This is a genomic window from Amycolatopsis sp. CA-126428 (assembly GCF_002904335.1).
In the GTDB taxonomy this organism is placed as follows: domain Bacteria; phylum Actinomycetota; class Actinomycetes; order Mycobacteriales; family Pseudonocardiaceae; genus Amycolatopsis.
Genome location: NZ_PPHF01000030.1, coordinates 248,271 through 271,427, shown reverse-complemented (window position 1 = coordinate 271,427; position 23,157 = coordinate 248,271). Strand labels below are relative to the sequence as shown.

Here is a 23,157-nt window from a genome sequence, read left to right as displayed (position 1 = left end):
GCCGCAGGCAAGTTCCGTCCTGTTCGGACGGTGCGTGAAGAAGAGGTGGACCGGCTACGACAAGCTCAGTTGGAGCGTCGACATGCGGTCACGGAGCGGCGGCCTTCGTCGACTACGCGACGCCTGGTCAGGAGCAGGGGGCGAGCTACCCTCTTCATCGAAAACGGCCTCCATCGGTCCTGGCGGTAGCACCTGCCCCGTGGAGGGTGGTTGCTGCGACTTCGGCGAGCCAGGTCTCTCAGTCGCTCGGGATGGACGTACTGAGTAAAACCGATCCCGAGGAGCGAACGCAAGCCTGTTGGCCCAGATCACACGAGTGGCGGTGTCCGAATCGCGGGATCATGGGCGGCGAGGGCGTGTTTCCGCTTCCACTGTGGAGCGGCTAACGCGCGGCGGCGATCCGGGCGAAGTCGTGCACGCCGAGCTGCTCGCCGCGGGTCCGGGGGTCGATCCCGGCGGCCGTCAGCAGCTCGCCGGCGCGTTCGGCCGACCCCGCCCAGCCCGCGAGCGCGGCCCGCAGCGTCTTCCTGCGTTGTGAGAAGGCGGCGTCCACCAGGCCGAAGAGCAGGTCCCGGTCTTCGGACGCCGTCGTGTCGCCGCGTTCGAAGGCGACGAGCGCGGAATCGACGTTCGGCACGGGCCAGAACACCGAGCGCGGCACGGCGGCGACCTTGCGCGCAGTGCCGTACCAGGCGAGCTTGACGCTGGGCACGCCGTAGATCCGGCTGCCGGGGCCGGCGGCCATCCGGTCGGCGACCTCGGTCTGCACCATGACGAGGCCCTTCCGGAGCGAGGGCACCTCGGCCAGCAGGTGCAGCACAACCGGCACGGCGACGTTGTAGGGCAGGTTGGCGACGAGGGCGGTCGGCGCGGGCAGCTGCTCGCGGGTGATGCGCATGGCGTCGGCACCGATGACCGTGAGCCGTCCGGCCGCGTCGGGCCCCCGCTCGGCGACGGTCTTGGGCAGCCGCTGGGCGAGCTTGGGATCGATCTCGACGGCGACGACGTGGGCGCCGGTGGCGAGCAGCCCGAGGGTCAGCGACCCGAGCCCGGGCCCGACCTCGAGGACGACGTCGCCGGGGGCGATGTCCGCCAGCTCGACGATCCGGCGGACGGTGTTGGGATCGTGCACGAAGTTCTGCCCGAGCTTCTTCGTCGGCCGCACGTCGAGTTCGGCCGCCAGCCCGCGGATCTCGGCAGGTCCCAGCAGTTCAACCACCGGACGAGCCTACCCAGAGGGCCGGGGCACGTACCCGGACGGTCGGTTGACGTACCTGGAGGGTCGGCTCGCGTACCCCGAGGGACGACACGCGTGATTGAGGGGACGACACGCGTGATTGGACGGACGACACGCGGAACGGCCCCCGTCCGAGGTGGACGGGGGCCGTTCCGGGAAGTGGCGCGTCAGGCCTTCTTGCCGCAGACCGGCCAGGCGCTGTAGCTGCCGCCGCGGCCGGCCTTGACCTTCTCCGCGACCGCGATCTGCTGCTCACGCGAGGCCTGGTTCGGCAGCGCGGCGTACTCGTCGCCGCCGTAGGCGTCCCACGTGCGCTTGTCGAACTGGAGGCCGCCGTAGTAGCCGTTGCCGGTGTTGATGGCCCAGTTGCCGCCCGACTCGCACTGCGCGATGCGGTCCCACGCGGAACCGTCGCCGATCTCCGGGGCCGGGGCCTGCTTGGTGCCGACGTGGATGATCTTCGGCTTCGGCTGGGTGATGACCTTCTCGGAGATGCTCTCGCGAGAGACCTCTTTGCCGTTCTTCTGCGTGACCTTGTAGGTCACCATCTTCTCGCCCGGCGTGCCGGGGTCCTCGACCGAGGTCTTGCCCTTGGCGAGGTCCGGGTCGTCGACCTTCTGCTCGGGCGGGTCGATGGACTCCTTCTGGGTCACCGTCGAGACGCCGGTGCGGCTGAGGTGGACCTCGGCGCCGTCGGTCAGCTTGACGTCCAGGCCACCCTCGGCCTGGTCCTCCGGGCCCAGGGTGAGCTTGTACTCGCCCAGGAACTCCTTCGTCGTGACCGCGGTCGTCTTCACCTGCTTCGGCGCGTTGGCCCCGTCGAACAGGGTGATGTTCTTCAGCGTCTTGATCTCGACGGTCGCACCCTGCAGGGGCAGCTCGCCGTCCTTCGGCATCGACATCCACGTGCCGGGCTTGTCCATGCCGGCCATGCCGAGCTGGGACAGCGCGTCGCCGAGGTGGGTCGCGCGGACCCAGGAGGTGTGCTCCGCGCCGTCGACGATCATCTTCAGCTGGCGCCCGCGCTCGAGCTTGATGACACCGCCGTCGCCGACCTCCGCCTGCGGGGACGGGGAAAGCGAGTCGTGCGCACCGACGGACAGGCCCGCGTCCTCGAGCACCTCGCCGACGGTGCCGCCGAAGGAGTGGACGGTCTGCTGGTGGCCGTCGACGTCGACGGTGATGCTCTTGTTCATCGCCAGCGCGGCCGCGCCGCCACCGGCGACGCTGATCATCACGCTGAGGACGGCGCCCTTGAGGAACCGGCGCTTCCAGATCTTGGTGGTCTCGCGGAGACCTTCGTCGAGCGCGGCCCGCTTGGCCTGCGGGGACGCGGTCCGGTCCGCCTCGATCTCGTCCGGGATGACGATCGGCGGCAGGTACGTCGTCTCGGCGTTGATGAGCCGGATCAGCTCGTCGACGTCGACGTCGATCTCGGCCATCATCGCGTCGGCATCGGGGCCGAGTGCGGCGAGGATGTCCTGCTGCGTGATGTTCGGGTCGTCGGAGAAGTCGAGCTGGCCGTATGCCGTGTCCTCGAAATGACTGCGTTCGAGGACGGCGGAGCGCGCTCCAGCCTGTCTGCTACCTGTCACCGGGGATCGTTCCCTTTCTCGAGACGACGGTCGGGGGCGCCGTCTCTACGACTGGGCGTGACGATCGGCAACTGCTGAACGCAGGTCCGACCGGCACGATCACGGGACAGTAACGGGTCGCGGCGGGTTCCGCAAACACCCCCCGGAGTGTCGTGATCTGGGTCACTCCATCAAGTGGCCGAAGGAGGAACCCTGTTGTCGCAATGCGTTCAACCCGTTGTGACACTGGGGAGTCGGTAGACGCGCTCGGCAGTGGTCCGGACCGATTCGGCGACTTCGTGGACAGCTTCGCCCCTGAGCGCCGCGAGGTGACGGACGGTGTAGGCGGCGCCGAACGGCTCGTTCGGCCGCCCACGGAACGGGTGGGGGGTCAGAAACGGCGCGTCGGTCTCGACGAGGTACTGCCCCGGCGGGCAGAGCCGGGCCGCCTCGTGGAGGCCTTTGGCGTTCTTGAACGTGACGGTGCCGGCGAAGGAAAGGACATAACCCGCGCCGACGCACTTGCGCGCCATTTCGGCGTCCCCGGAAAAGCAATGGAAAATTACGGCATCCGGCGCACCCTCTTCGGCCAAGATGCGCAGCACGTCGTCGTGGGCCTCGCGGTCGTGGATCATCAGCGGCTTGCCCAGCCGCTTCGCGAGGTCGATGTGCCAGCGGAACGCCTCCTGCTGGGCGTCGTGCGGCGAGTAGTCCCAGTAGTAGTCGAGGCCGGTCTCGCCGACGGCGACCACGCGGTCCCCGGCCGCCAGCCGCTCGACCTCGGCCCGCTCGGCCTCGCCGAACTCCTTGGTCCGGGTCGGGTGGATCGCGACCGCGGCGAAGACGCGCCTGTCCCAGCCCGCCGCCTCGACGGCCCAGCGGGCCGAGGCGAGGTCGTCCGCGACCGTGACGACGCGGGCGACGCCGGCGCGCTCGGCGCGGTCGACCATGGCCGTGACATCGGCCGCGGTGACCGCGCCGCACGCGTCGAGATGGGTGTGCGCGTCCACCACCGACACCGGGAGCCGGTCCGGGACCGGCGGCAGCTCGCGCTTCTCTTCACCCATGCGTACTTCTTACTCCTTGATGATCGGCGCCCACTCCGGACCGGTCTCGCCGAGCGCCGGGTCGAGCTTGGTGAACAGCGGCGACGGCTTCTGCAGGGGCGTGCCGACCTCGATCGGCTTCGACTCCCACTTCGCCTGCTCGCTCGCGTAGTCGCCGGTGAGGATCGGGTTGACCCGGCCGTCGATGTCGAGGTCGTCGACCTCCTTGAGCTCCGGCTGGGCCGCCCAGACGCCGGTGCCGCCGAGGGCCTCGTGCACCTTCTGCGCCGAGTGCGGCAGGAACGGCGTCAGCAGCGTGTTGGCGTCGGAGACGACCTGCAGCGCGGTGTGCAGCACCGTGTCGCGCCGCGTGGGGTCGTCCTTGAGCTTCCACGGCTCCTGGTCGGAGAGGTACTTGTTCGCCGCGGTGACGACCTTCATCGCCTCGGCCGCCGCCAGCTTGAACCGGGACCGGGCCAGGTGCGCGCCCGCGGTGTCGAACGCCTTGCGCGACAACGCCTTCAGCTCTTCGTCAGCCGCCGTCGGGGCCTCCGGGCGCGGGATGGCGCCGACGTTCTTGTGCGCCATCGAGATGGACCGGTTGACCAGGTTGCCCCACTCGTTGGCCAGCTCGAAGTTGGTCCGGCGGACGAACTCGTCCCAGGTGAAGTCGGTGTCCTGGGTCTCCGGGCCGGCGACCGAGATGAAGTACCGCAGCGTGTCCGGGCCGAAGTCGCGCAGGAAGTCCTCGACGTAGATCACGCGCCCGCGCGAGGTCGAGAACTTCGAGCCGCTCATGGTGAGGAACTCACTGGAGACGATCTCGTCCGGCAGGTGCAGCTTCCCGTACTTGCCTACGCCGCCGCCAGGCAAAACACTGTCGCCCTCGCCGTTGTGCCCGAACAGCAGGGCCGGCCAGATCTGGGCGTGGAAGGTGATGTTGTCCTTGCCCATGAAGTAGTACGACCGGGCGTCGGCGTTGTTCCACCACTCCTGCCACGCGTCCGGGTTACCGGAGCGCCGCGCCCACTCGACGCTGGCCGAGAAGTAGCCGATCACCGCGTCGAACCAGACGTAGAACCGCTTCAGCGGCTGGTCGCGCCAGCCGTCGAGGGGGATCTTGACGCCCCAGTCGAGGTCGCGGGTGATCGGCCGGGGCCGCATGTCGTCGATCAGGTTCTTGGTGAAGTTGAGGACGTTCGGGCGCCAGTCGGTCTTGGTGCCCAGCCAGTCGCCGAGGGTCTTGGTGAACGCCGGGAGGTCGAGGAAGTAGTGCTCGGTCTCGACGAACTTCGGCGTCTCGCCGTTGATCCGCGACTTCGGGTTGATCAGCTCGGCGGCGTCGAGCTGGTTGCCGCAGTTGTCGCACTGGTCGCCGCGCGCGCCGTCGTACCCGCAGATCGGGCAGGTGCCCTCGACGTAGCGGTCGGGCAGCGTGCGGCCGGTGGACGGGCTGATCGCCCCGCGCGTGGTCTTCGGCACGACGTAGCCGTTGCGGTGCAGCGCCAGGAAGATCTGCTGCGTCACCTCGGCGTGGTTGCCGGTCGTGGTCCGGGTGAACAGGTCGTAGGAGAGGCCGAGGCCCTGCAGGTCGGTGCCGATCTGGCGGGTGTACTTGTCCGCCGTCAGCTGCGGGGTGGAGTTCTCCTTGTCGGCCTGGACCGTGATCGGGGTGCCGTGTTCGTCGGTGCCGGAGACCATGAGCACCCGGTTGCCGGCCATTCGCTGGTAGCGGGAGAAGACGTCGGACGGGACGCCGAATCCGGACACGTGGCCGATGTGGCGGGGGCCGTTGGCGTAGGGCCAGGCCACCGCGGTCAACACAGGGGTGCTCATACCTTATTAGCCTACGGAGGGCGTCACGCGCATTGTCGAGAGGGAGGCCCGGTTGTCGGCGACACGGTTGCTCGTGCTCGGGGTGGTGCGGATGTACGGCCGCGCGCACGGCTACCAGGTACGGCGTGAGCTGCTGACCTGGTCGGCGGACAAGTGGGCCAACGTCCAGCCCGGGTCGATCTACCACGCGCTGAAGAAGATGACCGCCGAAGACCTGCTGGAGCAGGTCGACGTCGAGCCGGGCGAGGGCGGCCCGGACCGGATCGCCTACCGGGTCACCGAGGAGGGCGACCGGGAGTTCCACCTGCTGCTGGGCACCGCGCTGTCCGATCCCGAGGTCGGGCACCCGGAGCTGTCCGCCGCGATCTCGCTGATGACCGCGCTGCCCCGCAAGCGGGTGATCGGCATGCTCAGCCAGCGGCTCGTCCACCTCGAAGCCGAGGTTCGGCGGGCCGGGCTGCTCATCGACGAGGGCTCCGAGTGGGGGCAGCCCGCGCACATCACCGAGCTGTTCGGGCTGTGGGCGCAGATCTCGGCGGCGAGCCTGGACTGGCTCCGGACCCTGATCGCCCGGCTCGAAGCCGGTGAATACGTGATGGCCGACGATCCCGGCCGCGCCTTCGGCCAGCCGCCGGCCGACGTCACCGAGTAATCAAGTTTGACTAGAGCTTCTCCGTGGGGCACAGTGTGCGCCTCAGCTAGTCAAGTTTGACTACTTTGCGAGAGGGGTTCTCATGATCACCGCACGCGGTCTCGAGCGGCGGTTCCGCCGCAAGGGCCGCACCGGGGGCGAAGTCCACGCGGTCAAGGGCGTCGACCTCGACGTCGAAGCGGGTGAGCTGGTCGGCTTCCTCGGGCCGAACGGCGCCGGGAAGACGACCACGCTGCGCATGCTGACCACGCTGCTCGAGCCGACCGCGGGCACCGCGACCGTCGGCGGCCGCGACCTGCTGTCCGACCCGCTGGGCGTGCGCAAGCGCATCGGGTACGTCGCCCAGGGCGGCGGCAGCGCGCCGGAGAGCAAGGTTGCCGACGAGCTGGAGCTGCAGGGCCGGCTCTACCGGATGAGCAAGGCCGACGCGATCGCGCGCGGCGCCGCCCTCGCCGAGCAACTCGACCTGACCGGGCTGGAGCAGCGGCCGACCAGGACGCTGTCGGGCGGGCAGCGGCGGCGGCTCGACATCGCGCTCGGGCTGATCCACTCGCCGGGCCTGGTGTTCCTCGACGAGCCGTCGACCGGCCTCGACCCGCAGAGCCGCGCCAACCTGTGGGAGCACATCCGCCGGCTGCGCGCCGACCAGGGCGTCACCGTCTTCCTCACCACCCACTACCTCGACGAGGCGGACGCGCTGTCGGACCGGCTGATCGTGATCGACGACGGCCGGATCGTCGCCGAGGGGACGCCGGACGCGCTGAAGGCGCGGGTCAACGGCGACCGCGTCGAGGTGGGCGTCGACCCCGGGCGGGCCACGGATGCCGCGGAGATCGCGGGACGGCTCACCGGCGCGCAGGAGCTGTCCGTCGACGGCGGGCAGGTCCGGTTCCGGGTGCCGCGCGGCGACGTCGCGCTGCCGGAGCTGCTGCGCGCCCTGGACGCCAAGGGCCTCGCGATGCTGTCGGTCCAGGTCCACCGGCCGACGCTCGACGACGTTTTCCTGAACCTGACCGGGCGTTCGCTGCGAGAAGCGGAGGAGGCCGGCCGTGCTGCGTGACACCTGGCTGATCTTCCGCCGCGAAATGACGGCGGCGCTGCGCAACCCGACCTGGGTGCTGATCGGGATCATGCAGCCGCTGCTCTACCTGTTCCTGTTCGGGCCGCTGATGGTCCGGGCCGTGCAGGCCCAGGGCCTGTCCGAAGTGGACGGCTGGATGCTGCTGACCCCGGCGCTGATCGCCCAGCTGGCACTGTTCGGCAGCTCGTTCGTCGGCTTCGGGCTGCTGGCCGAATACCGCGCCGGCGTCGTCGAGCGGTTCCGTGTGACGCCGGTCAGCCGGGTCGCGCTGCTGCTGGGCAAGGTGCTGGCCGGCGCGCTGCAGGCGGTGGTCCAGGCCGTGCTGATCATCGTGCTGGCCGCGCTGGTGTTCCCGCTCGACGCCCCCGTCGGGGGTGTCCTGCTGAGCCTGGTGATCGTGTTCCTGCTGGCGGTGTCGCTGGCGTCGTGCTCCTACGTGCTGGCCTTGACGCTGAAGAGCGAGGAGACGTTCCCGGCCCTGCTCAACGCCGTCCTCATCCCGCTGCTGCTGCTCTCCGGGATCCTGCTGCCGATCACCGCCGGGCAGGCACCGGACTGGCTCTACACGGTTTCGCGGGCCAACCCGTTCCGGCACGTCGTCGACGTCGAGCGGCACAGCTTCGCCGGCGACTTCTCGATGGACGCCCTGTTCACCGGCAGTGTCGTGGTGCTGGTGATGGCGGGGTTGTCCCTGTGGTGGGGGACGCGGACCTTCCAGCGCGACAATGCCTGATCAACGGGCCTGATCACCGGGCCTGATCAAAAGGCCTGATCAACCGTGGGGTGTTCACTGCGGGTCCGCCTCCGGCGACGTATGGTGTGCTCTCCACCGACGTGCCGGGGGCGGAACCGTGACAGAGCCCGAGAGTGAACTCGGCATTTCGCTGTCGCACCGCGAGCAGGTGGCCGACTGGCAGGCCGTGCGCGCCGCGCAGACCCGGTTCGTGTCGGTGACGATCAGCGAGAACGTCAACTGGAGCAACCCGGCCGCGGAGCGCAACCTGGCCGGCGCCCAGGAGGCCGGGCTGCACGCGGGCGGGCGGCACTACGCCCGGCCCGGCGCGGTCCACGACCAGGCGGACTTCTTCGTGCGGACGGCGAGCCGGCTCGGCGCGTTCGCCCCGGGCTCGCTCGCGCCGGCGCTGGAGGTGGCGGCCCCGAGCGTCGACGACCGGTTCGTCAAGGCGTGGATCAAGCACGTCCGGCACGCGGCGCGCATCGAGCGGGTGCTCGTCTACGCCGACTTCGACTGCTGGCAGCACCGGCTGCACCCGGACCGCTGGGCCGACAGCGAGGTCGTGCTGTGGCTGGTCCGGCACAACGGCATCCCGGGGCGGGCGGGCTGGTTCCACTCGCGGCTCGGCGTGCACCAGCACGCGTACGCCCCGGACGTGCCCGGCATCGCCGCGCCGGTGGAGCAGAACGCCGTCGTGTACCCGTTCACATTGGGCGACTTGCTGCTCTGACGTGTGGTGGTATGTCGCCATGCGCGTGACGAGCAGGCCGCTCCGGACGAACCTGACGCCGTCGCGCGCTTTCTCGGTGCTCGCCCACCACGCCGCTTCCCGGGGGTTGCCGCCACCCGCGATGCTGTCCGGGGACTGGTTTTCTTCCCGGGCCGTGATCGCGCCGTCGCTTTCGGTCTCCCCCGCCGCGCTGCCGCCCTTCGCACCGGAGGTCGACGCCCCACCGGGCGTGCTCGGCGGCGGGTGGTTCGGGTACCTGGCCTACGACCTGGCGGATCCCTCGGGCCGCACCGGCGCGCTGCCGGCGTCGGCCTGGGGCTGGGCGGACCACGTGCTGCGCTGGTCCGCCTCGGGCACCTGCTACCTGGAATCCCTGGACGGCGGCGGTCCCTCGGTGTCCACAATGGAGTCACTGCTGGCCGCCGACGTCCCCGCGCTGTCCTGGACGGCGGAGCCGCTGCGGCGGCCGCTGCCGTCGGAGCACCGGGACGCCGTGAAGGCGTGCGTGCACGCGATCGAGGCCGGCGAGCTGTTCCAGGCCAACATCTGCGCGCGGTTCACGGGCCGGTTCTCGGGGTCTTCCGCGGCGTTGTTCGCCGCCGGGGTGCGTTCCCTGGCACCCCGCCGCGCGGCCTACTTGTCGGGGCCGTGGGGATCGGTGGTTTCGTTCTCGCCGGAGCTGTTCCTCGAGCGCCACGGGCGCGCGGTGCGCTCGACGCCGATCAAGGGCACGCTCCCCCGGCGCGGACCGGAGGACGACGGGAACGCCGTCCTGCTGCGACAGTCCGCCAAGGACGTCGCGGAGAACGTGATGATCACCGACCTGGTGCGCAACGACCTCGGCCGGGTGTGCGAGGTGGGGTCGGTGACGGTGCCGTCGCTGCTGCAGGTCCGCCCGGCACCGGGGGTCTGGCACCTGGACTCGACGGTGACCGGGGTGCTGCGGCCGTCGGTGCCGGATTCGGCGCTGCTTTCAGCGACGTTCCCACCCGGCTCGGTGACGGGCGCGCCGAAGATCCGCGCGCTGGACCTGATCGCCTCGCTGGAGCCGTGCGGACGCGGGGTCTACACGGGAGCGATCGGGCTGGTGTCCCCGGTGGCCGGGCTGGAGCTGAACGTCGCGATCCGGACGTTCGAGATCGCTGCGGGCACCATTTCGCTGGGGGTCGGCGGCGGGATCACGGCGGATTCGGACCCGGAGGCGGAATGGCAGGAGTGCCTCCACAAGGCGGCACCCCTGGAACGCCTACTTGCCGGGGTCGAGCAGTAGCTTGCCGACGGTCTGGCGGGAGCGCAGGGCCTCGTGCGCGCCCCGGGCGTCCGAGAGGGCGTACTCGCCGCCCGGGATCGCCTTGAGCTTGCCTTCCCGGACGAGCCCGAACAGGTCGGTCAAGGCGGTCCCGAAGACGTTGCCGGGCAGCCGGAAGACGTGCGGCAGCCACATGCCGCTGATCGTGGTGCTGTGGCCGAGGACGTTGCGCAGTTCGACCGGCTTCGGGTTCTCGCGCCCGGCCATGCCGTAGAAGGCGAGCCGCCCGAACGGCGCGAGCGCGGCGATGCTCTGATCGGTGGTCGTCCCGCCGACCATGTCGAGCACGATGTCGACGCGCCGGCCGTCGTTCGCCTCGATGAGCGCGGCGGTCATGTCCTCGGCACGGGAGTCGATGGCGACGTCTGCGCCGAGTTCGAGGGCGAGCGCGCGCTTCTCGTCGCTGCTGGCGGTGGCGATGACCCGCCCGGCACCCCAGGCCTTGGCGAGCTGCACGGCAACGGTCCCGACACCGCCGGCCGCGGCGTGCACGACGACCGATTCGCCCGGTTCGAGGTGGGAGTTCTTGCGGAGCAGGATCCAGGCGGTGGTGCCCTGGACCAGCATGGACAGCGCGGTGAGGTCATCGATGCCGTCGGGGACGGGGATGGTCGTGGCCTGGGGCGCCACGGCCTTCTCGGCGTACCCGCCACCGCCGTTGAGCAGGGCGACGACCCGCTTGCCGTCGCTCGTTCCGACAACCTCGCCCCCCGGCACGAGCGGCAGCTGGGACGGCGCGAGGTAGGAGTTCTCGGCCTGGTGAGTATCAGCGTAATTAACGCCGATACGCTCGACGTCGATGAGCACCTCGCCGGGGCCGGCCACCGGGTCGGGCAGCTCGACGGGGGTGAGCACCTCGGGCCCGCCGAACTCGGTCACCTGCACTGCGCGCATGTCGCTGTCCCTCTCCGTCTTGGTATGAGACATTCTGGCATATGTCTCAGGAGTTCGAACTGGCACGCGACTGGTTCCTGGCCGGCCGGCGGGTCGACATGGGCGAGCTGGCGGAGGCGCTGTCGATCAGCCGGGCGACGCTGCACCGGCGGGTGGGGTCCCGCGACCTGCTGCTCGGGGAGATCCTGTGGTCGCTGTCCGCCGCCTCCATCGCCCGGCTGTTGCCGTCTTGCGCGGGGCGTGGAGCCGCTGGGGTTGCGGACTTCGTGAGCGGGTATGTCCGGTTCGCGAACGACTCACCGCCGTTCCGGGACTTCCTGCGTCGCGAGCCGGAGCGGGCCTTGCGGTTGTTGACGACCCGGGCGAGCGTGTGCCAGCGGCGGACGACTGCCGAGGTGGAGTCGCTGCTGTCATCCGAGGTCGCCGCGGGACGGTTGGTGCCGCCGTTGCCGGTGCCGGACCTGGCTTACCTGCTGGTGCGGATCGGGGAGTCCTTTGTGTACACGGACGTGATCACCGGGGATGCGCCCGATGCGGAGAAGGCGCATGCCGCGGTGACCGCGTTGCTGACCTGATCTCAAGTCGGCGGGTAACCCCACTCATCGAAGTCTGTGACGACGCTTCACGAACGATCGGCTCGGTCGCCTTCGGCGACCAAACCGCGGAAGAGGTCGGCGTACTCCGAATCCTCCTGCACTCCGATCTCCCACTGGCTGTTGTCGAATCCGCGCAGATAGAAGAGCGCACCGAGACCGCTGTCGAACTCGTCGGCGATCTGCTCCAGTTTGGCCGACGAGTCGGTCGCCACGAGGAAGCAACTGTGAACCTGTTGGACATCCTCAGCGAACTGGAGCAGCTCAGGCCACGTGAGCACGTATCCGACACGCTCCTGCCGCGCCATCGCCTCGAACTCCGGAATGGTCAGTCCGTGTGGCGCAGTCCCCACGCCGTCGAACTCCAGGAAACTCCAAACCAGGTCGTTGTCGGCTATCAACGCCAGAATGTGCTTCAACTCCTCCCATGATCCATCGGGCCTGCGCATGGGCATCACGGATTCACGCATCACGGGTATTCCAGGGGCTCGGCATCGCCCCGGCTCCGGGTCCCGCCGGATGGCGGGTCCGTGTACCGGTGCTGGTGCGGATCGGGATGGTTTGCCGGCCGCCTGTGGTCAGTGAAGTCGATGTCGCGAACCGGTTTGCCTTCGGCGTCGAACTCGCGGGCTTGGGCGTAGTTGTCCCGTCGTCCGGTACGTCGGCCCAGCTGAGTGTGCGGGTAGCCGGCCGCCTTCGGATCCGCCTCCGGTTCCCCGTGTTTCTGCTTGGGCAGTTCCCGATCCGGAAAGGCGTCGCCGGGCTTGCAGTTGTGGACCAGGACCGACGCTGCACCGGCGCCCACGTAGTAGTCGTGGACGTCGTCCACCGTGAGGTCGTAGACCGGCGCCACCTGCTCGAAGTGGCGAACCGCCTTGACCTCGACCGACCGACCATCCGCCGAGTGTAGGTGCTGCCCCACCTCGAGCGACCCGATCGCAACCCAGTCACCGGCCTCTTCCACCCAGACGGGGTGCCAGTCCGTCGCCACCAGGGACCCACCGGAGTCCAGCGTGACCTCGGTGCGCTGCTCCTCGTCACTGTGGACGAGCGTTCCCACCACCTTGTGCTGCTCGACCGCGCCCGTCGACGGATCCGTCGTCTCGACCACGTCGCCGTTCGCGACCTGCTCGATCGGCTTCGTCGAACCATCCGCCAGGAGAACCCGGGTCCCGGCCACGAAACTGTGCAACGCGCACGAAGCGCCGCTCTCGGCGCCCTTCGCCTCCTCGGCGCCGTGGGCCACCTTCGAAACCGCCTGCTCGGCGTCCTTCGCCGCATTGGCCGCGCGATCCGCGTCGACCAGGACCTTCTCCGTGTCGACGATGACCTTCTCGGCCTTCTCCACCTCCTTGCCGAACGTGATTAGGGCTTTGGCGCCCTTCCAGAAGTCCGCGATGATCTCGCCGGCCTTGAGGATCTTGCCCCAGGGGATGAAGTTGATGACCGTCCGGACGCACGCACCGAATGCGCCCTGCGTCACGCAGTCCTTGATGTCGTCCCAGCCGATCAAGCCCTTGATCAGCTCGCCCGCCGCTTCGACGAACACGTCCCACTTGGACTTCTTCGCCACCGCCTGTGCGTCGCGGTAGGCCGCCGTGTTGACGTTGTGGGCGGCCAGGTACTGGTCGCGGGCGGTCTTTCCGCTGCGCTTGTCGATCTCCTGCTGCGTGTGGTGGCCCACCACGTTGCAGCTCGGGTTCCACGAACACCCCTCGGCCTGCGGGGTGCCCGGGTTGCAGAGCAGCCCGTCCGAACCCATGCTGTGGCACGCCGACAGCCCCGACGGGTCCGACTCCGTCGCCGGCGAGTTGTTCGCGTACGCGTACGCGTTCAACGTCTGCGGCAGGTCCGGCGTCAGCACCGGGTCCGTCTTCGTGAACCGGCCCGTCACCGGGTCGTACTCACGCGCACCCAGGTGCGTCAGGCCCGTCGTGTCCTGGTAGCCGCCCACGAAACCGTGCTTGTCCGGCCACGTCGACGTCTGCGCGCGCACGTTGCCGAACGGGTCCGTGTAGCGCTGGTTCGGCTGCAGCGTCCCCTGCGTGATCGACAGGCCGTTCGTGCCGTGGAGATCGCCCAGCATCCACCGCAGCCCCGACGTCCCCACCCGCTCGGCCACCTGCGTGCCGCCGTGCGCGTAGAAGCGGATCGCCGTCGCCGCGTGCGTGCCCGCCGTCTGGAAGACCTCCAGGTCGCCGATCGACAGGGTCGCGCCCGTCGGGTCGTGGGCGATCAGGCGGTTGCCGTCCGCGTCGTAGACGTACGAGCTCTGGCCGCCCTTGTCCGCCTCCGTCGCCGTGCGGCCTTCGGCGTCGTAGGTGAACGTCTGCGTGTCGCCGCCGACGTTGCGCGTCTCCACCGAGCCGGCCTTGTCGTAGGTGTACCCCGCCGTGGCCGTGCCGTTCGGGCCCGCCGTGTCCGTCTTCTGCAACGCGTGCGGCCGGACGGCCGAGGCGCCCGAAGCCGGGTACGTGTACGTCGTCGTCACATCGCCGGCCGTCTTGTGCTCGACCTGGGTCTTGCGGTTGCCGGTCTTGTCGAAGGTGTAGGTGTTCCAGTACGGCGCCGCCCCACCCAGCGCGGACGCCGACTTCGCCGTCGCGCAGTCGCCCGACGACGGGGTCCACGCGTCCGACATCCGCTGCAGGTAGTCGTAGTCGAAGCACTGGACGTCGGCCGTCGAGCCGGCCGGGGTGTCGGCGATCTTCCGGACGTTGCCCGCCGGGTCGTAGGTGTAGGTCCGCTTGGACAGCTCGGGACCGACCTGCGTCTCCCGGGTGACCGTCGTGGTCTGCGGACGCCGGGTGACCTGGTCGTAGGTCTGGGTGACGCCGACGTTCGCCACCGACGTCAGGCCGTCCAGCTGCAGCGTCGACATCTCGTTGAGGGTCGTGTACCCGGTCGACGAGACCAGGTCCGTGCGCGCCCCGGTCGACGAGTCGAGCGCGTACGTCGTCGCCGGCAGGCCCAGGTCGGTGTACTCGTGGATGATGTTTTCCTGGTGCAGGTTCCCCGCCGCCGGGCTCACGGTCTTCGCGATGGCGCCCGTCGCCGTATATGCCGTCGAGAACTCGTAAGTGCCCTTGAGCGCGTCCTCCTTCGTGGGGATGTCGACGGCCGTCTTGGTCGGCCTGCCGAACCCGTCGTAGGCGACGACGCGGTTCGTGTAGCCGTCGGAGCCGTCCCAGCGGGTCGACGAAGCCGGCAGGCCGAGCCCGTGCAGCACCGTGTCGTAGGTCCAGGTCGCCAGCTGGGGACCGGTGTCGGAATCCTTGTTCTCGCGGACCTTCCGGCCGAGCGTGTCGTAGGTGTAGACCAGCGTCTGGTTCCGGGCGTCCGTGCTCGTCTTGAGCTGCCCGGCCTGGTCGTAGGTGAACGTCGAGCGCCCGGCGTCCGGGTCGTTCTGCTCGACCTTGCGGCCGCGCAGGTCGTACTTCGTCGTCCAGACGTTGCCCGACGAGTCCTGGAGCGACGTCATCGCGCCGGCGGCGTTGTAGGCGTACGTCGTGACGTCGGCCGGGTTCGCCCCGCCCGCGGTGTAGCCGTTGGTGTACTGCAGCCGCTGGACGGTCTGCCCCTGCACGTCGGTGACCACTGTGGACGGTGAGCCGCCCGCGGGCGGGATCGTCGTGGTCCGCTCACCCTCGTACCGGGTGGAGGTGCGCCACTGCTCGACGGCCTTGGACATCAGGATCGACGCGGTCGGCCGCGCCCGGCGGTCGTACTCGGTGACCGTCTGCGCCATCACCACGTCGTCGGCGGCACCGACGAGGGTCTCGTTCGGCCCCGAAGCGTCGTTGTAGAACGGGGCGTTCGTTTTGAACTGCAGGCCGCGGGAGTCGTACAGGGTGTCGGCGATGATCCGGCCGCCGCCCTGCGCCGGCACCTGCGTCTGCCGGATCCGGCCGAGCTTGTCGTAGATCGTGTACGAATCGGTGTAGGAGTTCGTGTCCTGCAACGTCTTCGTGCGCACGAAGATCGGGCCGGTCTGGCTCAGCCCGTACTCGAACGTCGCGCTCGCCGTCTGGCTGCCCTTCGTCCGGCCCGGGTTCCAGACCGCCGTCTTCCGGCCGAGCGCGTCGTAGTCGACGTCCGTCCGGACGCTGTTGACGTCGGCCGACGTCGTCGGGTTGCCGCGCGCGGGTTCCAGGGTGGTCGTCGACGTCCAGCCGAGCGGGTTGGTCGTCTTGATCTGGGTGACCGGGCTGCCGGTGAACTCGGTCTTGGTCAGGTTGCCGAAGACGTCCCGCGCCTCGGTTTCGCGGCCCAGGTCGTCGTAGCCGTTCTGCGCGGTGGCGACGTAGTGCTTGCCGGCGGCGTCCCAGGTGTCGAGGGTGTCCTGCTCGGTGATGTCACCCTGGGTCGGCGGCTTCCCGATGGCCTGGTGGTCGTAGGCCACCTTGACGTCGGTGATGCTGTTCGCCGCCGTCTGGGTTCCGGCGCAGGTGCCGCCGAACATCACGACCTCGCTCGACCGGTCGAACATCCCGGTGTCGTTGGCCAGGTAGGTCGTGTTGGTGCAGGTGTCGTCCTCGGGCACCGAGGTGTCGCCGAGATCCTCGACCTGGGTGGTCATCCCGTTGTCGTTGAACGCCTTCTTCACCTGCGTGCGCCGGTAGGTCCTGCCGTCCGAGAGCAGCGTGCGGCCGCGCACCGAAGCGGTGTCGATCATGTACGCCTTCAGGCGCCCGTCGGAGCTGGTCGCCGTCGGGCCGCGCAGCCAGGGGTCGTTGACCGAAGCCGAGTCGACGGTCCGGCCGTCGTCCAGCTTCGTCCGCGACTCGCGCAGGAAGCCCTGCAGCGGGTCCTGGTCGGTGATCGTGCCGCCGTCGGAGTCCGTGACCACCTCGCCGTCCATGCCCCGCAGGTAGAGGGACTCGGTCACGGTCTGCGTCGCGCCCGGGGCGCCGATGGACGTGGTCACCACGTTGTAGCCGCGCCACTGGTTCCAGGTGCGGCGGTCGTCCGGGGTGAACTGGCTGTCGTCGTAGTGCCAGGCCGCGCTGTCCGCCGGGTAGCTGTAGTGGGTCTCGACCGGGATCGCGTCCCCGGGCCCGTCGTCCTCGGTGACGTCGGTGACGACGTACTTGTGGAACCAGTCCAGCACCGGGTCCTTCGCCTCGGGCGGGCTCCAGTAGGAGGCGTAGCACCGGTACTTGTCCGTCTGCGGCGACGCCGGCATCTTCGTGCCCGGGACGCAGTCCTGCGCCGAGTAGTTCACGGTGATCCGGCTGCCGGTCTCGGTGCGGATCTCCTTGAGCCGGCTGCGGGTGATCGCCGCGTACTTGTCGCCGAGCGTGTCGACGCGGTTGGGGAAGATGTAGCGGTCGAACTGGGTCGGTGGCAGGGTGATCGGCGTGGCCCCCGCCTTGCCGGTGTGGGTGACCGAGTTCAGCCACGGCGCGGGCGGGGCGTTGTCCCCCGACCCGGGGTAGGACTGGACGAGGTCCCACTGGTCGATGTCGTGCGGGGTGGTGCCGGTGAAGTACTGGGTGCGAACCGCCGTCAGGCGCTTGCGGGTGAAGAAGGCCGGCGCGCCGTAATCACAGGTCGCGCCGTCGGCGCAGATCTGGTCGAACGGGACGTCGGGCCAGTGGGACGCGTTCGCGGCGGTCAGCTTCGCCGGGGCGCAGTCGAAGGAGGCGTCCGGGATGCACCGCTCGGCCGTGTCGAAGAGGACCTGGTTCGTCGGGCCGCTGCCGTAGACGCTGCCGTTCACCAGCCGCAGGCCGTACTCGACGCGCAGCGGGTAGCCGCCCGCCACGTACGGCGTGCCGGCCGAGGTGACGTTGAGGTTCAGCCCGTAGGAGTTCTTCTCCGGCTGGTAGTAGAAGGTGCTGACGTTGCCGTGCGGGTCGACGGAGTAGTCGAGGTTCCAGCGCCACGCCTGCTGGCACCACGAGTGCGCGAAGTCGTTCGGCTTGTAGCAGTCTTCGCCGTCGTTGTTGCCGAACACCGGGACCGTCCACGCGGACTGCGTCTCCGGCTTGCCGCTCGCCCAGCCGGGCAGGTGGTTGAGGCCGAAGTAGTACTGGGTGCCGTCACCGGTGGTGACGCGCCAGTGCTGACCGCGGGAGACGCCGTTCGCCGCGCCGGTCAGGAGCTCGACCTTCGACCCGTCGTCGCTCTTGGGCCGCCACAGCGTGTCGTTGATCTTGATCAGCTGCGTCGACCGGCCACCGAGCACGAGCGACGCGTTGTCGGGGCCCCAGCACTGGTCGCCGGTCTTCGTCTGGCCGTTGTTGCCGCCCAGGTCCTCGCTGCAGCCCTTGTAGTGGCGCTCGATGAAGCCGCCCGGCGTGAAGTCCCACCCGTCGCCGATCCAGGAAGCCTGGTTGTTCGTCGCCGAGGTCAGGCCGTCGATGCTGCCCGAGGAGTAGCTCAGCGCGAGGTTGGGCGCGGCGCCGTTCGGGGCCTTGGGCGCGGTGAACGGGTAGCTGTAGGAGAAGTCGCCACCCGATCCGCCGCCGGACCAGTCACCGGCCGCCGAGAGCGGCATCGCCGTCGTCGAGCCGGCCGAACCGGCCGCGGCGGCCGTGGCCGCGAGCACCTGCGTCCGCCCGCTCGGCGCGACCTCGGCGCTCACCTGCTTCGCCTTGGCGTCGTTGGCCGAACCGGCGATGGGCGTGCGCGTGCGGCACTCCGGCTTGTCCGGTGTGGACAGTGCGCACCCCGGCAGCGCGAACAGCCGGAGCCGGTCGCTCCAGCCACCGCCGAAAGCGCCGGCGAACCCGCTGTAGTCCAGCCCGACCCGGACGGGGCCGTCGGTGGCGCCGGTGACCGACAGGACGACGCCCTCGAGCCCGAGCGCCTCGGCGGCCTGGTGGTCGGCGACCTTGACGTGCGCCTTGCCGGGCTTGGCGGCCGCTGCGGCCCGGCCGAGCCGCAGCGGGGAGTCCGCGACGCGCTGCGGCTGCGCGGCCGGCGCCAGGTCGACGTCGAACTCCCCGGCGGCCGGCCAGACGGGCGCCGCGACCGGCGCCGTGCCGACCTTGAGCTCGGGCAGCTTCCCCGTGACGACCGGGTGCACCGGGATGCTCTTCTCCTTCGGCGCCGGCGGGACCGACCAGCCGCCGGGCGGTCCCACCGGCGCGGCGACGGCCGTGCCGCCGGAGCCGAGCATGACGGCGGCGAGCACCACCGCGGTGACCCGGGAGAAGCGGACCCGCCGGGCCCGACTGGCACTTCTGCGCATGACAAACCTGCCCAATTCTGCGAACGCGGGGAGAAGCCGGCGGGATTACGGGTGGTCGAGCACGGTGTCCGCGTTGATGTGCTGCTCGTCGAGCACACCGCTGTAGACCCGGATGCCGCGGAGGTCGCCGTACCAGTAGTCGGTGTCCATGCCCTCGAAGCGGCCACGGCCGAGGAACAGGTCCTCGACGTCGCTCGCGCCGTTCCAGCCCACGACGTTGCCGACGCACTTCGTCGTGTACCGGTAGGCGTCCGTGGTCGCGTACAGGCAAGCCCGGTGGAGCACCGCGTCGTACGTCCCGGCCAGGTGCGTCCAGACGTTCGGCTGGGCGTCCCCGTCCGGCGTCACCAGCACGGACACCGGCGTCGACGGGGTGGACTCCTTCATCCACATCGCCCAGCTCCAGCGCGGGTGCCAGGCGCCGCTCGTGTCCTGGACGCCGCGGTGGCCCAGGAGGTAGGGCGAGTAGTAGGCGCCGTTCGCCCCGAGCGCGGTGCGGCCGGGCTTGTCGACGCCGGCGGGATCGGACGGATCCCGCTGCTTCTCCTTCGCCGCGTCCGCGTCCGTCCAGGTCTTCTTGACCCACGCCTCGACGGTGAAGCTGCGGTCACTGCGGAAGTTCTGCGGCCGCGGCCCTTCGATCTGCGAGCCCCACGCGAAGGGGAAGCGGGCGACGTTCGCGCCGTTCTCGTCGGTGGTCAGCTGGACGTTGCCCGACGGCGTGCCCGTCACGCCGCTCACGGTGTCGGTCGTCGTGCCGTCGAGCTGGTAGTTCGCCCGCAGCACCGCCGTGTTGGCGAGCCCGGCGATCTCGGCGGCGGGCAGCGCCCGGTCCCAGACCTGGACCTGGTCGATCGAGCCGTTGAAGACCCCCAGGTCCTGGTCAGCCACCTTGCCCACGGTGAACGGCCCGGTGCCCCGCCACACGGTGCCGGCGGGAATCGCCACCTCGGTGGCCAGCACGCCGTTGAGGTAGAGCCGTTCCTTCGCGGCCACCGAGTCGTAGACCCCGGTCACGTGGGTCCACAGTCCCACGTGAGGCGTGATCGGCACCGCGGCCCAGCGCCACCCGGCCGCGTTCGGATCGCCGCTGTCGGTGGTGCTCATGCCGATCCCGATGTTGTCGGGCGAGCTGCTCATCTGGACGGCGTTGCCGTGGACGCCCTGCTGGGCGAGGATCGTGTAGTGGTTGGCGTCCTTCAGCTTCACCCAGGCCGAGACCGAGAAGCTCTGCGAGCTGTCGACGGCCGGCGCTGACGTCGCGGCGTAACCGGGGCCCTGGTCGGCCAGCGCCTGGCCGCTCCCGTGGCCGATGCCGTCCTCGGTCGCCGACTGGCCCGCGGAGTCCGAATACCCCGGGCCGTACGCCAGGTTGTGCAGCACGAGGGTGTTCTCGGTGCCGGTGGCGTCCTTCGTGTCACCGTCCAATGTGTACTCCCGCGCGGCGTTCAGGCCCGCGGGGACGCCGTTGGCGCCGTACAGGGTGCTGACCTCGCTCGCGGAGAGGGCCCGGCCGACCACGACCGCTTCGTCGATCGATCCCTTGGCCAGGTAGGCGCGGGCACCGCCCGACTTCGCGCCGCCCAGCACGAGCGGGCCGGTCACGTTCGCCGCCGTCGCGGACACGGTCTGCTGGAGGGCACCGCCGACGTAGAGCGCGGCGGTGTGTGCGGTGGCGTCGTAGACACCGGTCAGGTGGGTCCACGTCCCGGCTGCCGGTGCGGTCGTCGAAACCGCCGAGGTGACCGCCGGGCTCGCCACGTCCGCGCCGCTCAGGCTGAACGCCCACTTGCCGGTTTCCAGGTACTGCAGGGCGAACCCGCTGGTCTGGTCGCCGTCCTGGGAAAGGAACGCACGCCGGCTGCTCAGGTCGGCCGCGTTCACCCACGCCGACACCGAGAAGGACTTCGCGGTGTCGACGATCCGGGCCGGTGTCTCGAAGTAGTCACCGGACTGGCCGCTGAGCACCGCGGCCTGGCCGAGCTTGCCCGCCGCGAAGTTGCCGGTGCCCGCACCCGCGTACCGCAGGCCGGTGACCTGCGAACGGCCGTCGCCCTCGAACTGCCAGGACGCGACCGGCGCCGCCGCGTCCTTCACCGTGAACGCGTAGTCGACCCGGTTCGACGGGGTCTTCGCCCGGTTGCACGACCACGCGCTGAGCACGTGCGGTCCCGAGCTGCCCGGGGCGATCGCCGTCGTACCGGGCCCGTTGAGGGCCTTCGGCGTCACCGTGCCGGCTTCGGTGCCGTTGCAGCTCGGCGAGGCCGTGTTGTCCAGCCGCCAGACGTAGTGGTCGACCGGGGCCGCGGTGCCGGCCGGGGTGAAGGTGAAGTCACCGGCGCGGCCGGGGCCGCCGCCGTAGGCGCCCGACGGGTAGGTCTGCGACGCCACCCCGGGGACCGCGGGCGGGGTCAGCTCGACCTCGGCCTCGCACGGCACGGCCCACGACGTGTCCTTGCCGTCGAACGCGTGGACGTCCCACGAGTAGAACCCGTCGGCGTTCATCTCGTCCTTGGGCAGGGTCGTGACCGCGTTCCGGTTCGCCTGGTTGCCGTCGCTCAGGATGTTGTCCGAGCCGAACTCCCGGCCGTCCCAGGTGTAGTTGCCGGACCCCCTGCTGACGAGTCCCTTGTAGATGCGGAACCGGGCGTCGAGCGCGTTGCCGTCGGGGTCGGAGACGTTGGCCCGGGTCACGTAGCCGGTGCTGGTCGGGCCGAGCACCGGGCGTGAGGCGCCCTGGACGCAGGGGTAGGGCTGGGTGCCGTTGAAGACGGCGAGGTTGGCCGGCTGGTTCGGCGGGGAGTTGTAGATGACCGAGAACCCGACCTGCGTCGAATAGCGCTTCCAGGTCCAATCGTCGCCCTCGTTCCGCGAGACGAGGCCGAAGGTCCAGGTCGGCGAGTTGCTGCCGACCGCGTTCGCGATGACGTCGGTGATGTCGAAGCCGGCGTTCGCCGGACAGCCCGCGACGGTCCTGATGGGGCTCCACCACGACGGCCCGCTGTTGAACGCCATCCCCGCGGAGATGCCACCGGACCAGACGACGTCGTTGTCCCGCTCGCACCTGCCCGGGTTGGTGAGGGCGAGGTTCAGCTGGGCACCGTAGATCTTCTTCCCGGCGAGCCCGCCCAGGTTCATCTCGACGAACGAGCGGGCGGTGATGAGGTGCGACCCGTTGCAGGTCGACTTCGGGTCGTTCACGTACCCGGCGCGAAGGTTGTCGTCGCTGTCCCAGACCGCGTCGCCGGGCGACTTGTTCGAACCGCAGGCGTATTGGACGAGGTAGTGGTTGCGGCCGCAGTTCTGGCAGTAGATGTCGTGCCAGGTCGGGTCGACGTAGACCGGGTAGACGGTGTCGGGCGCGGCCAGCAGCTTCTGGTCCGGGGTGAGGGTGAGCTTCGTCCCGGCGAGGTCCACGCCGACCGCGGCCCGGTGGCCGCCGGGCGCCGGCCCGCGGGTGAAGTCGCGGCCGTCCGGGTCGATGCCGGACGAGTCCCACATGGTCGCGGGCGGGGCGCTGAACTTCTCGTCGCCCTTCGCGTCCCGTACGTGGAGGCTGCCGTCGGCGTCCTTGACCACGGTGCCGTTCTGCACCGGCAGCCCGAAGCCGAGGGTCTCCACCTTCGCGGCGGCCTCGGGGGTTTTGACCACGACGACCTCGTGCACGGTGTCGACGTCGACCTCGACCCGCAGGTCGACGCCGGGCAAGACCTCGGAGTAGGTGGCGGTGGCGCCGGTGACGACCGGCTCGGGCAGGGCGCCGGCCCAGTCGAACCCGGCCGTCGTGCCGTCGCGCGTCAGCCGCAGCAGGGGCTGCGCGCCGGCGGACTTCACCGCGCGGGGCTTGCCCGCCGACAGGGTGATCCCGGTGGTCGCGGCCTTCGGGGCGAGCACGCCGTCCTTCGCCGCGAGCGTCGAGTCGGGCGCCGCCCAGCCGCCGCCCTGCTTGACGCGCACGGGCCGCAGGTGGCGGGTGGCGGTGAAGGTGCCGTCGGGGTTGGCGAAGGTTTCGGCGGCCTCGGTGGTCTGGTCCATCGCCTGGACGCGCTTGTGCGCCAGTCCGGCGTAGCGGCCGGCGGTCGCCTCGTCCGGCGCGGTGTCGGGCACCTGCGCGACGGTGCCGGCCGCGGCGGGCGCGGGACGCGAAAAGGCCGTGGCCGGGAGAATCCCGAAAGCCACGGCCAGCACGAGCAGAACGGCGCCGGATCTGGATCTCGGGCAGGACGAAGACACGCGAAGAACCCCCTCGTTGTGCGGCCGGACCACCCCCG

14 protein-coding genes and 1 riboswitch are annotated in these 23,157 nt (G+C 70.2%); of the genes, 6 read left to right on the top strand and 8 right to left on the bottom strand.

The features are described from left to right. Positions 1–167 precede the first annotated feature (167 nt). Positions 168–258, bottom strand: a riboswitch (SAM riboswitch). A gap of 124 nt (positions 259–382) precedes the next feature. The 4 genes from rsmA to metG all read right to left on the bottom strand — a co-directional run bounded on the left by rsmA (position 383) and on the right by metG (position 5,693). Continuing rightward, positions 383–1,219 (bottom strand): 16S rRNA (adenine(1518)-N(6)/adenine(1519)-N(6))-dimethyltransferase RsmA, encoded by an 837-nt coding sequence (gene rsmA, locus C2L58_RS07995; RefSeq protein WP_103336883.1) that lies wholly within the window; start codon positions 1,217–1,219, stop codon positions 383–385. Positions 1,220–1,404: 185 nt separating this feature from the next. Continuing rightward, positions 1,405–2,832, bottom strand: a complete 1,428-nt coding sequence (locus tag C2L58_RS07990) for a resuscitation-promoting factor (protein WP_103336882.1) — start codon at positions 2,830–2,832, stop codon at positions 1,405–1,407. A gap of 209 nt (positions 2,833–3,041) precedes the next feature. Next, positions 3,042–3,878 (bottom strand): TatD family hydrolase, encoded by an 837-nt coding sequence (locus tag C2L58_RS07985; RefSeq protein ID WP_103336881.1) that lies wholly within the window; start codon positions 3,876–3,878, stop codon positions 3,042–3,044. Positions 3,879–3,887: 9 nt separating this feature from the next. Continuing rightward, entirely contained in the window at positions 3,888–5,693 is a 1,806-nt protein-coding gene (gene metG, locus C2L58_RS07980) for a methionine--tRNA ligase (protein WP_199191155.1), read from the bottom strand. 52 nt (positions 5,694–5,745) lie between these two features. On the opposite strand from metG, the gene C2L58_RS07975 reads away from it, so the two are divergent. The 5 genes from C2L58_RS07975 to C2L58_RS07955 all read left to right on the top strand — a co-directional run bounded on the left by C2L58_RS07975 (position 5,746) and on the right by C2L58_RS07955 (position 10,162). Then, positions 5,746–6,345, top strand: coding sequence for a PadR family transcriptional regulator (locus C2L58_RS07975; protein WP_103336879.1), 600 nt, complete (start codon positions 5,746–5,748; stop codon positions 6,343–6,345). Positions 6,346–6,427: 82 nt separating this feature from the next. Next, positions 6,428–7,405 carry an ATP-binding cassette domain-containing protein gene (locus tag C2L58_RS07970; protein ID WP_103336878.1) on the top strand — a complete coding sequence of 326 codons (978 nt, stop codon included), beginning with the start codon at positions 6,428–6,430 and terminating at the stop codon, positions 7,403–7,405. After that, on the top strand, positions 7,395–8,159 hold the full coding sequence (locus tag C2L58_RS07965) for an ABC transporter permease (protein WP_103336877.1): 765 nt from the start codon (positions 7,395–7,397) through the stop codon (positions 8,157–8,159). Before C2L58_RS07970 ends, C2L58_RS07965 begins: the two co-directional genes overlap by 11 nt. Positions 8,160–8,277: 118 nt before the next feature. Then, entirely contained in the window at positions 8,278–8,892 is a 615-nt protein-coding gene (locus C2L58_RS07960; RefSeq protein WP_103336876.1) for a glycoside hydrolase family 25 protein, read from the top strand. A gap of 19 nt (positions 8,893–8,911) precedes the next feature. Continuing rightward, entirely contained in the window at positions 8,912–10,162 is a 1,251-nt protein-coding gene (locus tag C2L58_RS07955) for an aminodeoxychorismate synthase component I (protein ID WP_103336875.1), read from the top strand. Here the strand turns inward: C2L58_RS07955 and C2L58_RS07950 are convergent. Further along, positions 10,139–11,095, bottom strand: a complete 957-nt coding sequence (locus C2L58_RS07950) for a quinone oxidoreductase family protein (protein ID WP_103336874.1) — start codon at positions 11,093–11,095, stop codon at positions 10,139–10,141. The genes C2L58_RS07955 and C2L58_RS07950 overlap by 24 nt on opposite strands. A 41-nt stretch (positions 11,096–11,136) precedes the next feature. Here C2L58_RS07950 and C2L58_RS07945 point away from each other — a divergent pair, with 41 nt between their 5' ends. Further along, entirely contained in the window at positions 11,137–11,670 is a 534-nt protein-coding gene (locus C2L58_RS07945) for a QsdR family transcriptional regulator (protein ID WP_103336873.1), read from the top strand. Positions 11,671–11,717: 47 nt separating this feature from the next. Here the strand turns inward: C2L58_RS07945 and C2L58_RS07940 are convergent, their stop codons facing one another. Genes C2L58_RS07940 through C2L58_RS07930 form a run of 3 tightly spaced genes read right to left on the bottom strand, consistent with a single transcriptional unit; the run spans position 11,718 to position 23,065 of the window. After that, positions 11,718–12,158: a hypothetical protein gene (locus tag C2L58_RS07940; RefSeq protein WP_146073546.1), complete on the bottom strand. Its 441-nt coding sequence runs from the start codon at positions 12,156–12,158 to the stop codon at positions 11,718–11,720. Next, positions 12,158–18,886: an RHS repeat-associated core domain-containing protein gene (locus C2L58_RS07935; RefSeq protein WP_146073545.1), complete on the bottom strand. Its 6,729-nt coding sequence runs from the start codon at positions 18,884–18,886 to the stop codon at positions 12,158–12,160. The genes C2L58_RS07940 and C2L58_RS07935 overlap by 1 nt, the downstream gene beginning before the upstream one ends. Positions 18,887–18,931: 45 nt before the next feature. Then, positions 18,932–23,065 (bottom strand): LamG domain-containing protein, encoded by a 4,134-nt coding sequence (locus C2L58_RS07930; RefSeq protein ID WP_158264092.1) that lies wholly within the window; start codon positions 23,063–23,065, stop codon positions 18,932–18,934. Positions 23,066–23,157 lie beyond the last annotated feature (92 nt).